The organism is Ruegeria sp. B11 (assembly GCF_056539785.1).
Window position 1 is genome coordinate 42488 of the sequence record NZ_JBQFVO010000007.1, and the last position, 12746, is coordinate 55233.

The 12746-nt window shown below is 57.3% G+C and carries 11 protein-coding genes; 5 read left to right on the plus strand and 6 right to left on the minus strand.

Translation table 11 applies throughout. From position 1 onward, the window contains the following. Positions 1 to 5: 5 nt before the first annotated feature. Entirely contained in the window at positions 6 to 2618 is a 2613-nt protein-coding gene (mutS, locus tag ACR0I1_RS18510) for a DNA mismatch repair protein MutS (RefSeq protein ID WP_480707538.1), read from the minus strand. Between the two features lie 161 nt (positions 2619 to 2779). Between mutS and ACR0I1_RS18515 the strand changes: the two genes are divergently transcribed. Further along, complete coding sequence (locus ACR0I1_RS18515; protein ID WP_170664236.1) at positions 2780 to 5035, plus strand: NADP-dependent malic enzyme; 2256 nt, start codon at positions 2780 to 2782, stop codon at positions 5033 to 5035. 3 nt (positions 5036 to 5038) lie between these two features. Continuing rightward, on the plus strand, positions 5039 to 5911 hold the full coding sequence (locus ACR0I1_RS18520; RefSeq protein ID WP_480707506.1) for a ribokinase: 873 nt from the start codon (positions 5039 to 5041) through the stop codon (positions 5909 to 5911). On the opposite strand, the gene msrA is transcribed toward ACR0I1_RS18520, so the two are convergent. The 3 genes from msrA to ACR0I1_RS18535 form a co-directional block, all read right to left on the minus strand. Continuing rightward, positions 5908 to 6579 carry a peptide-methionine (S)-S-oxide reductase MsrA gene (gene msrA / locus ACR0I1_RS18525; RefSeq protein ID WP_480707507.1) on the minus strand — a complete coding sequence of 224 codons (672 nt, stop codon included), beginning with the start codon at positions 6577 to 6579 and terminating at the stop codon, positions 5908 to 5910. The genes ACR0I1_RS18520 and msrA overlap by 4 nt on opposite strands. A gap of 91 nt (positions 6580 to 6670) precedes the next feature. Then, entirely contained in the window at positions 6671 to 6952 is a 282-nt protein-coding gene (locus ACR0I1_RS18530) for an SCP2 sterol-binding domain-containing protein (RefSeq protein ID WP_170408793.1), read from the minus strand. 135 nt (positions 6953 to 7087) lie between these two features. Beyond that, positions 7088 to 8314: an argininosuccinate synthase gene (locus ACR0I1_RS18535; protein ID WP_170802774.1), complete on the minus strand. Its 1227-nt coding sequence runs from the start codon at positions 8312 to 8314 to the stop codon at positions 7088 to 7090. A 138-nt stretch (positions 8315 to 8452) separates the two neighbouring features. Between ACR0I1_RS18535 and ACR0I1_RS18540 the strand changes: the two genes are divergently transcribed. Beyond that, a complete protein-coding gene (locus tag ACR0I1_RS18540) occupies positions 8453 to 9220 on the plus strand; it encodes a hypothetical protein (RefSeq protein WP_170613548.1) in 768 nt (255 codons plus the stop codon). A 57-nt stretch (positions 9221 to 9277) separates the two neighbouring features. Further along, complete coding sequence (gene ilvA, locus ACR0I1_RS18545; RefSeq protein ID WP_170399362.1) at positions 9278 to 10504, plus strand: threonine ammonia-lyase IlvA; 1227 nt, start codon at positions 9278 to 9280, stop codon at positions 10502 to 10504. Here the strand turns inward: ilvA and ACR0I1_RS18550 are convergent. Then, positions 10501 to 10830, minus strand: a complete 330-nt coding sequence (locus tag ACR0I1_RS18550) for an Hpt domain-containing protein (protein WP_480707508.1) — start codon at positions 10828 to 10830, stop codon at positions 10501 to 10503. The two genes, ilvA and ACR0I1_RS18550, sit on opposite strands and share 4 nt — an antisense overlap. A gap of 142 nt (positions 10831 to 10972) precedes the next feature. On the opposite strand from ACR0I1_RS18550, the gene ACR0I1_RS18555 reads away from it, so the two are divergent. Beyond that, a complete protein-coding gene (locus ACR0I1_RS18555) occupies positions 10973 to 12247 on the plus strand; it encodes a SpoIIE family protein phosphatase (RefSeq protein WP_170399510.1) in 1275 nt (424 codons plus the stop codon). Here the strand turns inward: ACR0I1_RS18555 and ACR0I1_RS18560 are convergent. Next, positions 12244 to 12687 carry an NUDIX hydrolase gene (locus tag ACR0I1_RS18560; protein WP_480707510.1) on the minus strand — a complete coding sequence of 148 codons (444 nt, stop codon included), beginning with the start codon at positions 12685 to 12687 and terminating at the stop codon, positions 12244 to 12246. The two genes, ACR0I1_RS18555 and ACR0I1_RS18560, sit on opposite strands and share 4 nt — an antisense overlap. Positions 12688 to 12746: the final 59 nt, after the last annotated feature.

The following is a 12746-nucleotide window of genomic DNA, read 5'->3' on the forward strand; positions in this document are numbered from 1 at the left end:
GGCGGTCAGGATCTGGCCGCCTCTTTCAGTTTGTAGATCAAGTCCAAGGCTTCGCGGGGGCTGAGTTCATCTGGAAGGATGGTTTCCAGCATATCAGCAACGGGCGAGGTTTTTGGCGCCGGGGGAGGCGGCGGCGCAGCTGAAAACAGGGGCAGATCGTCGATCAGTGCTTTCTGCTTACCGCCTTCACGTTCGGTTTTTTCTAATTGATCCAACACGATACGGGCGCGGTCCACGACCGAGGTGGGCAAGCCAGCCAATTGTGCAACCTGGACGCCGTAAGACCGATCGGCAGCGCCTTTATGTACCTCATGCAGAAAGATGACTTCACCCTCCCATTCTTTGACTGCAACGGTCGCGTTTTCTACACCGTTCAGACTTCCAGCGAGTGCAGTTAATTCGTGGTAGTGGGTGGCGAACAATGCGCGGCATTGGTTTGCCGCGTGTAGGTGTTCCAGTGTGGCCCAGGCAATGGAAAGGCCGTCGTAGGTCGCGGTGCCTCGGCCGATCTCATCAAGGATTACGAGCGCGCGGTCGTCGGCCTGATTCAGGATGGCTGCGGTTTCGACCATTTCGACCATAAAGGTCGAGCGGCCCCGCGCCAGATCGTCTGACGCTCCGACGCGGCTGAACAATTGACTGACTAATCCGATTTGCGCCCGTTCTGCCGGAACATAACTGCCCATCTGCGCCAGTAGGGCGATCAGCGCATTCTGGCGCAGGAAGGTTGATTTACCGGCCATGTTGGGACCGGTGAGCAACCAAATTGCAGCGCCTGCATCGGCGCTCAGATCGCAGTCGTTGGCGATGAAAGCATCGCCGCTTTGCTGCCTCAGGGCATGCTCGACCACCGGGTGACGGCCTCCTTTGATGTCGAATGCGCGTGACCCGTCGACCTTTGGACGGCACCAGCTTTCGCCGCGAGCCAGATCGGCGAGTGCAGTGGTTAAATCCAGCTCAGCCAGCCCGCGCGCAGCCTGATTTAGCCGTGCGGCAATATCCAGAATAGCCCCAGAAAGCCTTTGATAGAGCCGTTTTTCGATCTCTAACGCAAGATTTCCGGCATTCAGAATCCTTGTTTCGATCTCGGACAGCTCCACCGTGGTGAAGCGCACCTGATTGGCGGTGGTTTGGCGGTGGATATAAGTCTCGCTAAATGGCGGGTTCAACATTTTCTCGGCATGGGTTGCCGTGGTCTCGATGAAGTAGCCAAGCACATTGTTGTGTTTGATCTTCAGTGACGTGATGCTGGTATGCTCGGCGTATTTCTGTTGGAAACCTGCGATGACCGAACGGCCTTCGTCACGCAAGGTGCGCGCTTCGTCCAATTCGGTATCAAACCCGGGGGCGATAAAGCCGCCATCGCGGGCCAGCAAGGGTGGATCGGCAACCAATGCTTCGTCCAGCAAAGCCAACAGATCGTCAAATCCGACAAGGTTCTGGACGGCAGTGGCCAGCAGAACAGGCAGATCCTGTGAGGCACAGGTTTCGGCGATTGTTGCGGCTTGTTCCAATCCATTGCGGATAGCGGCCAGATCACGCGGGCCGCCTCGATCCAGCGAAAGACGAGACAGAGCGCGATCCAGATCGGGTGTTTTGCGTAAAGCTTCGCGCAGATCTGAGGCGATCAGGTTATCTTCGACCGCTAAAGATACTGCGTCCAGTCGGGCGTGGATCACATCCAGATTACGCGAGGGGCTGGACAGTCGCTGTTCCAGAAGTCTTGCGCCACCTGGCGTTACTGTTCGGTCGACCACGGACAGCAGCGACCCGGTGCGCCCACCAGACAGCGACCGGGTCAGTTCCAGATTGCGTCGCGTTGCGGCGTCGATCTGAACCACGCGATCCTCGGATTCCTTCAGGGGAGTTTGCAGCAGGGGCAGTTTGCCCTTTTGCGTGATCTCCAGATATTCGATCAGCGCGCCCATGGCCGAAACCTCGGCGCGCCCGAAGTTCCCGAATGCATCCAGAGCGCCCACGTGAAACAACCCGCAGATGCGTTTCTCGGCTGCAGCGCTGTCAAAACTGGCGCGCCCGACAGGCGTAAGCGATATGCCAAGGTCCATGACGGTTTCATGCAGCTTTTCCTCGGACCCATCGGCTACGATCAGCTCAGATGGGGCCAGCCGAGCGAGTTCAGGGCTCAACCGGATTGACGTCAGCGGCATCACGTGAAACGCACCGGTTGAGATATCGGCCCAGGCCAGCGCAGCTTCGTCCCGAACCTCGGCATAGGCGGCCAGAAAGTTGTGCCGCCGCGCCTCTAGTAGGGCATCTTCGGTCAGTGTGCCGGGCGTCACCAGACGCACAACACCGCGCTTTACCACCGATTTAGAGCCTCTTTTCTTGGCTTCCGCCGGGCTTTCCATCTGCTCGCAGACCGCGACGCGGAATCCTTTGCGGATCAAGGTCAGCAAGTAGCCCTCGGCAGAATGCACCGGCACGCCGCACATCGGGATATCGTCGCCATTGTGTTTGCCGCGCTTGGTCAGCGCGATATCCAACGCCTCAGCCGCGTTCACCGCATCCTCGAAGAACATCTCGTAGAAGTCACCCATGCGATAAAACAGCAGGGCATCTGCATGAGCCTCTTTGATCTCAAGGTACTGCGCCATCATCGGCGTGACTGTGGACAAATTCGGCCCCCTTCTGGCGTGTTCCGGGCGCGACCTTACAAATCCCGCATCTTCAGTAAAAGGTGAAAACTCATTCTCGTTGAGGCGCGGCCCCGCCTGCGTTATGAGGCAAAAGCCCCAAAGTCATGGAAACGACCTGTAAGATGCCCAAAGCGAAGATCACCAAAGAAGAGGCGCTGGCCTTTCACCTCGACCCGACCCCCGGCAAGTGGGAGGTGCAGGCCACCGTACCCATGACCACGCAGCGCGATCTTTCGCTAGCTTACAGCCCTGGCGTTGCGGTTCCCTGTGAAGCCATCGCTGAAGCACCAGAGACGGCGTATGACTATACAAACAAAGGCAATCTTGTTGCCGTGATCTCGAACGGTACCGCCGTTCTGGGCCTTGGAAATCTGGGTGCGCTGGGCTCAAAACCGGTGATGGAAGGCAAATCGGTCCTGTTCAAGCGGTTCGCTGATGTGAACTCGATCGATATCGAGCTGGATACCGAAGACCCGGACGAGTTCTGTCGCGCTGTGCGCCTGATGGGCCCGACCTTTGGCGGAATTAACCTTGAGGACATCAAAGCGCCCGAGTGTTTCATCATCGAACAACGCCTGAAGGAAGAGATGGATATCCCGGTCTTCCACGATGACCAGCATGGCACAGCAGTGATTTGTGCGGCGGGCCTGCTTAACGCATTGCACATCTCGGGCAAAAAGATCGAAGATGTAAAAATCGTCCTGAACGGGGCAGGCGCTGCAGGAATTGCCTGTATCGAACTGCTCAAGGCCATGGGTGCACGGCACGAGAATTGCATCGTCTGCGACACCAAAGGCGTGATTTATCAGGGCCGGACCGAGGGCATGAACCAGTGGAAGTCGGCCCATGCCATCACGACTGATCTTCGCACTTTGGAAGAGGCCATGAAGGATGCGGATGTATTTCTGGGCGTGTCGGTCAAAGGGGCGGTGACACAAGACATGGTCGCCAGCATGGCTGACAATCCGGTGATTTTCGCCATGGCGAACCCTGACCCGGAAATCACCCCGGAAGAGGCGCACGAGGTGCGCGTTGATGCGATCGTCGCGACGGGCCGTAGCGATTATCCGAATCAGGTGAATAACGTTCTGGGTTTTCCTTACCTGTTCCGCGGTGCGCTGGATATTCATGCCCGTGCGATCAATGACGAGATGAAAATCGCCTGCGCCCATGCTCTGGCGCGATTGGCACGTGAAGATGTTCCGGATGAGGTTGCCATGGCCTATGGCAAGTCGCTGACTTTTGGGCGCGACTACATCATTCCAACGCCTTTTGATCCGCGCCTGATCCACCGTATCCCGCCTGCGGTTGCCAAGGCTGGTATGGATACCGGCGCGGCGCGACGTCCGATCATCGATATGGACGCTTATGAGCTGAGCCTGAAATCCCGCATGGACCCGACGGCCAGCATCCTGCGCGGCTTGAACGCGCGGGCGCGTCAGGCGCAAAGCCGGATGATCTTTGCCGAGGGAGACGATCCGCGCGTATTGCGCGCGGCCGTAATGTACCAACGCTCGGGCTTTGGTAAGGCTCTGGTTGTGGGCCGGCCAGACGACGTAAAGGTAAAGCTCGAATCCGCTGGTCTTGGGGACGCGGTGCGTGAAATTGATGTGGTGAATGCCGCCAATACCGCGCATCTCGAGGCCTATAAGGATTTTCTGTATCAGCGCCTGCAGCGTAAGGGCTTTGATCACAAAGATATTCACCGCCTCGCTGCACGGGATCGGCATGTGTTTTCGTCTCTGATGCTGGCGCATGGTCATGCGGATGGTCTGGTGACCGGGGCCACACGCAAGTCGGCGCACGTGCTGGACCGTATCAACCATGTGTTTGACGCCGATGCCGCCCATGGCGCGGCTGGGGTTACCGCGTTGCTGCACAAAGGACGGATTGTCTTGATTGGTGATACGCTGGTGCATGAATGGCCGGACGAGAACGATCTGGCCAATATCGCTGAACGCGCCGCAGCCGTGGCGCGCCACATGGGGCTAGAGCCCCGGGCGGCCTTTGTCAGTTTCTCGACCTTCGGTTACCCGGTGTCTGAGCGTGCTGAGAAGATGCACCGCGCCCCGGCGGTGCTGGATGAGCGCGGCGTCGATTTCGAGTACGAAGGCGAGATGACGGTTGATGTCGCCCTGAATGTTGATCAGCAGGAAGCCTATCCGTTCCAACGACTGACCGGACCAGCCAATATCCTGATTGTTCCTGCACGACACTCGGCCTCGATTTCGACCAAACTGATGCAGGAAATGGGCGGCGCCACCGTGATCGGCCCGATCCTGTCCGGCGTCGACAAGCCGATCCAGATCTGTTCGACGGTCTCGACCGCAAATGACATTCTGAACATGGCCATCCTGGCCTCCTGCGATATCGGGTAAATCATGACAATCTGGAACCTTGGCTCAATCAACGCGGATATGGTCTATGCCCTGCCGCATTTGCCCGAAGCGGGTGAGACACTGGCGGCCAGTGGGCTACAGAGGTTTCTGGGTGGCAAGGGCGCCAACATGTCTGTGGCGTCTGCACGAGCCGGATCGCGGGTATCCCATATCGGCGCGGTGGGCTCGGATGGCCTTTGGGCACGGGACCGGCTGACCGAATATGGCGTGGACACGCGGCATATTGCCGAGGTGGATGTGCCGACCGGTCACGCCATCATCGCAGTAGATGCGCAGGGTGAAAACCTGATCGTTCTGTATCAAGGCGCCAACCATGCCATCTCGAACGACCAACTTGGGCAGGCATTGTCCTCGGCTGTTTCTGGTGATCTGCTGGTGATGCAGAACGAAACCAATGCACAGATTGAGGCCGCTAAACTAGGTTGCGAAATGGGGCTGACTGTCTGCTACGCCGCCGCCCCATTTCAGGCAGACGCAGTTCAAGCGGTTCTACCGTATCTGGATTTTCTGATCCTCAACGAAGTCGAGGCCGAGCAATTGCAGGATGCAACGGGTCTCGCCCCTTCAGACCTGCCGATCGAACATGTGATCGTCACCTTTGGCTCAAAAGGTGCGCGCTATTATCAGCAAGATCATCAACCCCAAGCGTTTCAGGCCCATAAGGTCAACGCTGTGGATACCACCGGGGCAGGTGACACATTCACCGGCTATGTGTTGGCTGGAATGGACCGGGGTATGCCGATGGCGCAGGCGATTACCCAAGCAAACCGTGCCGCGGCCCTGATGGTCACGCGGCACGGCACTGCAGATGTCATTCCTGATCTGAAAGAGGTGCGCGAAGCGCAGTTTGACTAGGACCCCGCAAAGGGCGCTTCGTTGCCCCACAATTGTTTGACCCGCGCATCGCGACCGCAGGCTTCGCGGTAGGCCTTATAGGCGTTCTTTTGGCGCTTGGGGCCAAAGCGGGTCAATACCAGCTTGCTACCCTTGTAATAATCCTGGTGATACGCCTCGGCTGGAAAAAACGTTCCGGCTTGCAGGATCGGCGTGACCACAGTCTGCCCCAGCGCGTTTTGTGCGCTGGTCTTGGCTTGCTGTGCCTGCGCCTTTTCCCCTTTGTTAGAGACGAAAATTGCTGTGCGATAGCTGTCGCCGCGATCGCAGAACTGGCCGCCCGCATCCGTGGGATCGACTGAGCGGAAGAACATGTTCAGCAAGGTTGCACGGGAAACGCGGGCGGGATCGAAGGTGATCTGGACCGCCTCGTAATGCCCCGTTCCGCCTTTTGAGACCTGATCATAGGTGGGGCTATCCGTCTTGCCACCGGTATAGCCCGAGACCGCGCCGATCACGCCGGGCACGGATTCGAAATCGGATTCCACACACCAGAAACAGCCACCGGCGACTGTTAGCGTTTCAGTGCCAGCGGCCGGAGCAGGTAAGGCGCGCAGCATTGCTGCCAACAAGATCAGCACAAACAGAAGTGAAGGTTTCAGGCAATCAAGGTAAGTGATCCGGGTCATGGCAGGTCTCCTTCCGAAACCAAGCTGCCCGCAGATTTTTGCGCTTGCAATGCGCTGACATGATTTGTCACGCGCTGGTGAGACGAGTTTATCAGCCCAGCAGTTGCCCCAGCTTCATCGCAACACCCATGTTGCCCGAGATTTTCAGCTTGCCCAGCGCAACCCCGGTCATTGGGTTCAGCTTACCGGTCAGCAACTTAGAGAGGTTCTCGCGCGAGATGCGGATGGTGCAGTCTGTGTCCCGATCCTGGGTTGAGGCAGTATTCTCCGCCAGAACGATCACACCCTCATCACCACAATCGAACTTAAGCGATCCGTCAAAGCTTTTGCCGTTCAAACCCTTTTGAATTCCGTCGGCGATGTCTTGCAGCATTATCCGTCCTTCCCTGGTTGACGTTTGCGTAAAGACAATTTCCTGATCCGAGCAAGCCCGACCCGACGGAAACCGGGCAAAGAAAAACCCCGGTGCCTGATCAGACACCGGGGCCAGATCTAAAATTCTGAACGCTTACTTGCTCAGCCGTTTGTCACGCGCGGCCAGAAGCTTCAGGCGCAGTGCGTTCAACTGGATGAAGCCTGCCGCATCTTTCTGGTCATATGCACCGGCGTCTTCCTCAAAGGTCACGTGCGCCTCGGAGTACAGCGAATGATCCGACCAGCGGCCCACGGTTGAGGCAAGACCTTTGTACAGTTTCACGCGAACGGTGCCGGTGACATGCTCTTGCGACTTGTCGATGGCCGCCTGCAGCATCTCACGCTCGGGGCTGTACCAGAAGCCGTTATAGATCAGCTCGGCATATTGCGGCATCAATTGGTCTTTCAGGTGCATCGCGCCCCGGTCCATGGTGATGGATTCGATGCCACGATGTGCTTCCAGCAGGATGGTGCCGCCGGGAGTTTCGTAGATGCCGCGCGATTTCATGCCCACGAAGCGGCCTTCGACCAGATCGAGACGGCCAATGCCGTGCTTGCCGCCATATTCGTTCAGCTTGGTTAGGATGGTCGCGGGGCTCATCGCCTCGCCATTGATACTGACCGCATCGCCTTTTTCAAAACCGATCTCGATAAATTCCGGCTCGTTCGGCGCCTCCTCGGGGTGGACGGTGCGCTGATAGACATAGTCTGGTGCCATATCGGCGGGGTCTTCCAGCACTTTGCCCTCGGACGAGGTGTGCAGCAGGTTGGCATCGACCGAGAACGGGGCCTCACCACGCTTGTCCTTGGCGATCGGGATCTGGTTCGCCTCGGCAAATTCCAACAGCTTGGTACGGCTGGTCAGGTCCCACTCACGCCACGGCGCGATCACCTTGATTTCGGGATTCAGTGCGTAAGCAGCCAGTTCAAAACGAACCTGATCGTTGCCCTTGCCAGTCGCGCCGTGGGCCACAGCGTCAGCACCGGTCGCTTCGGCGATCTCGACCAGACGCTTCGAGATCAGAGGGCGCGCAATCGACGTACCCAGCAAATACAGCCCTTCGTACTGTGCATTGGCGCGGAACATCGGGAAGACGAAATCGCGGACGAATTCCTCGCGGATGTCTTCGATATAGATGTTCTCGGGTTTGATCCCCAGCAGCTCGGCTTTCTTGCGGGCGGGTTCCAGCTCCTCGCCCTGACCCAGATCGGCGGTGAAGGTCACGACCTCACAGCCATACTCGGTCTGCAGCCATTTCAGAATGATCGAGGTATCAAGGCCACCGGAATAGGCCAGAACAACTTTCTTGGGCGCGGACATCTGATTTCCCTTTGTACGTAGAACGACTGGCCCCTAGCGGGTTTTGGACGTGGGGGCAAGCGGCGTGCATTGACGCAGGGCGGGAATTGCGGTGAAACGGGCGGATAGAGAACAAGGATTGGTTGAGAGGGCGGTTTCATGCTGGGGCTGGAGATTTTCGTACATTCGGTGAAGATGGTTTTGAGGAACCTGACGCAGGCGCTACAGATTTCAGTCGTACCGGCGCTCATTGGCGGCTTTTTAGCCATCGGCCTGTTCTTCCTGTTTGGCATCCCTTTCGAAGAATTCAACAGTGAAACCAATGGCTTCCCTGAAGGCGTAACGGCCGCGTCCTTCACCGGATTTCTGCTCTGCCTTATGGCCGTTGTCTTTGGGGTCATGCTGTGGATTGTCGTGTCGTGGCACCGTTTCGTTCTACTTGAGGAATATCCAAGCGGTTTGGTTCCGCCTTTCAGGTTCGACCGTGTGCTCGCCTATTTCGGACGCCTTCTGATGCTCGGCCTAATCGCTCTTATCATCATGATACCGGGAGCGCTGATCATGGGCATGATGGCGCAATCCTCTGTGGCGCTGGGAGTTCTGGTTTGGCTGGGTTTGATCATCTTTCTCACGATCGGATTCTATCGGGCCTCCCCGATTTTACCCGGCGCAGCGATCGGAAAACCAATAAAGCTGTCTGAAGCGTGGCAAGCAACCTCGGGCGCAAGCGGAGCCATCGCACTTCTGGTTGTCTTGTCCATTCTCTTCCAAATATTGCTTCAGCTACTGGCGTCTTTGCTGCTTTTCGTCCCGATCATAGGTGTCTTGATTGTCTTGTTTGCGAGCATGCTGATCGTCCCCTTGATCAATGTCAGTATCCTGACGACGATCTATGGTGTGTTCATCGAAAAGCGCGAGCTGGCCTAAGCCCGTACACATATGTATTCCTTGCCCTTTCGACGATGATGGGGCAGGGAATCCAACATGACTGATTTCACGACCCGCGCCCGCGCTGCCGAAAAGGCAATGCGCTCAGTGTTTCCGGCAACTCCGTTGCAGCGGAACGCCCATCTGTCCGACCGTTACGGCGCGGATATCTGGCTCAAGCGCGAAGACCTCAGCCCGGTGCGGTCGTATAAAATCCGCGGTGCGTTCAATGCGATGCGCAAGCAGCAGGGGCAGGACCTATTCGTTTGCGCCAGCGCTGGCAACCATGCGCAGGGCGTGGCCTATATGTGTAAGCATCTGGGTGTGCGGGGTGTGATCTTCATGCCGGTGACCACGCCGCAGCAGAAGATCCAGAAGACGCGCATTTTCGGCGGCGACAATATCGAGGTTCACCTGATCGGTGACTATTTCGATGACACGCTGGCTGCGGCGCAAAGCTGGTGCGCAGAACAGGGCGGATATTTCCTGTCTCCGTTCGATGATGCGGATGTGATTGAGGGGCAGGCCTCATTGGCGGTTGAGATCGAAGAGCAATTGGGCCGAGTGCCCGATCATGTAATTCTGCCGGTCGGCGGCGGCGGTATGTCTTCGGGGGTGGCGACCTGGTTCGGGGACCGGGCGCATTGCCTGTTCGTGGAACCGGCCGGCGGGGCGTGTTTGCGCGCGGCGCTGGCAGCGGGGCACCCGGTGGCGCTGGATCATGTGGATACATTTGTCGATGGCGCAGCAGTAGGCCGGATTGGTGAGAAACCGTTTGAATTGCTGAAATCGCGGCATCTGTCGGATGTGCTGACTTTGTCCGAAGACCGCATCTGTACCACCATGATCGAGATGCTGAATGTCGAGGGCATCGTTCTGGAACCTGCCGGTGCGTTGGCGGTTGAGGCTGTGGGTGACGTGCAAAGCTTTGTGCGTGGCAAGACGGTGGTCTGTGTCACCTCGGGCGGGAACTTCGATTTCGAGCGTTTACCAGAGGTCAAAGAACGTGCGCAGCGCTATTCCGGGGTGAAGAAATATTTCATCCTGCGCCTACCGCAGCGCCCCGGTGCCCTGAAAGAATTTCTGGGTATTCTGGGGCCCGAAGACGATATCGCACGGTTCGAATACATGAAGAAATCGGCGCGCAACTTTGGCTCGGTCCTGATCGGAATCGAAACGCGAAAGCCTGAGAACTTCATGCGCCTGTTTGCGCATCTGGATGAAGCCGGGTTCACTTATACGGATATCACCGAAGACGAGACGCTGGCACAGTTTGTGATCTAGCGCAGGTTTTCGGCCAGACCGGCCTGAAACAGTTTTTTCGACTCGTCGTAGGTCGCGATAATCGCCAGCAAATCAACGGCGGCGCTTTCACCTGCGGCTGCGCGTCGCTCACCGTCTTGGCACAGTTTCGAGAAACTATCAAAGCCAAGACTCAGCGCGCTGCCCTTCAGGAAATGTAGGTTCTGTTCGATCTCGGAGCGGGCAGTGTCATCGCGTAGCTTAGTGATAACTTCCTGAACCTCGTCCAAAAAGATTTCGACAACCTCGGTGAACTCGTCTGCGCCGACTTCATCACGTAACTGTCTGACTCTGGACCACTGAATCATGCCACCCTCTTGCGGTTGCATATTGTTAGACCGTCGCGGGTAAAGATGGGGTTAAATCGCGGCCATTTGGTTTTTCATAGGATGTTAAGCTGAGAGGCATAGCGTTGCGACAACTGGAGAGTTGAGCAAGTACAGGGACTTCATGGTGCCGGATGCCAGTCAAGTAGAGGCCCGGGTCGAGCTGGATTTTGGCGCGATCCGCAAGGTTCTTGTTGTGGACGACAGCCGTCTGCAGCGGCGCATTCTGGTGGCCTCGCTAAAAAAGTGGGGATTCGAGGTTCTTGAAGCCGACAGTGGTGAAGCCGCGATAGAGCTTTGCACCTCGGACCCACCTGATCTTGTTCTAAGCGACTGGGTCATGCCAGGTATGGGCGGGCTTGAGTTTTGTCGCGCCTTCCGAGAGCTGGACAGTGAGCAATATAGCTATTTCATTCTTCTGACCTCAAAAAGCGAAAAGCAGGAGGTCGCGCGCGGTCTGGATGCTGGGGCAGACGATTTTCTGATCAAGCCGCTTGAGGCTGATGAGCTGCGTGCTCGCATATCGGCCGGGGCGCGTATTCTTGACATGCAACGCGAATTGTCCCGAAAAAACCAGTTGATCGAAACAGCGCTGAACGAACTGAAGCTTGCCCATGATGCGATCGATAAAGACCTGATGCAGGCGCGCAAAATTCAGGATTCGCTGGTGCCTGAATTGAAGGGGACCTTTGGCAACTCACAGGTCAGCCTGCTTCTGAAACCCTGTGGTCATATCGGTGGTGACCTGGTGGGGATGTTCTCGCCCGGTGTCAATCGGCTGGGGTTCTACAGCATCGATGTCTCCGGCCACGGGATCACCTCTGCGATGATGACGGCACGGCTGGGCGGGTATCTGTCCAGCACGCATTTCGATCAGAACATCGCGATGGAGCGTCGTTTCAATAAATTCTACGCCCTTCTGCCACCCGAAGAGGTCGCGTCGTTGCTCAACTCGCGTCTGATCGCCGATGCCGGGATCGAAGAATATTTCACCATGGTCTATGCCATCATCGATCTGCGCAACGGACATCTGAAAATGGTGCAGGCCGGACACCCGCATCCGCTGTTGCTGCGCCGTGATGGTAAAACCGAGTTTCTGGGCGAAGGCGGGTTGCCCATTGGCCTGCTGCCTGAGGCGCAGTTTCAGCAGACGGAAACCTATATGCAACCGGGCGACAAGCTGCTCTTGCATTCGGACGGGTTCACCGAATGCCAGCTCGCCGACGGCAGTCTGCTGGATGATGACGGGTTGAAGGCGATGGCTGTTGAATGCGCCGCCGATCACGGTGGACCGGAATTCCTGGATGACATGTTCTGGCGTCTTACACAGGTGATGTCACCGGACAGCGGAATTGCGGATGATGTCTCTGCAGTGTTTTTTGAATATAACGGACCTTAAAGCCCATGCAGGTGGCGCTGGGCGAAATGGGCGTCGCCCTCATTGCCCAACAGATGAACGGCATCTGCGGTCTCCATCCAAATGGCCTCGTGAAAGTCTTCGGTCGGAGGGCCTAGGCGTCTGACCGGGTGGGCGCGGTAAATCAGGCAGACCTTCTCGGCCCACAGATCGTATTCCGGCATGTAGGTATATCGACGAAACGCACCCACTCTCCGGGGCGCGGCGATCAGCCAGCCGGTTTCTTCGTAAACCTCACGGTGAAGCGCTGTAATGGGTGATTCCCCCGGATCGATGCCGCCGCCCGGCAGCTGCAGATCGGGTCCGGGTTCCAGCTGACAGGTCAGCAGCAATCGGTTGCCTTGTGGCAATAGGGCATAAACGCCGGCCCGCCGGGTGTATTTTCGCTCTGCCTCGGGGCTTTCACCGAACCGTCTGATCATGTAAGGCCCCTTTCAACCCAAACTGTTCAACCTATATGGTGGCGGTATGCCAACCTGTG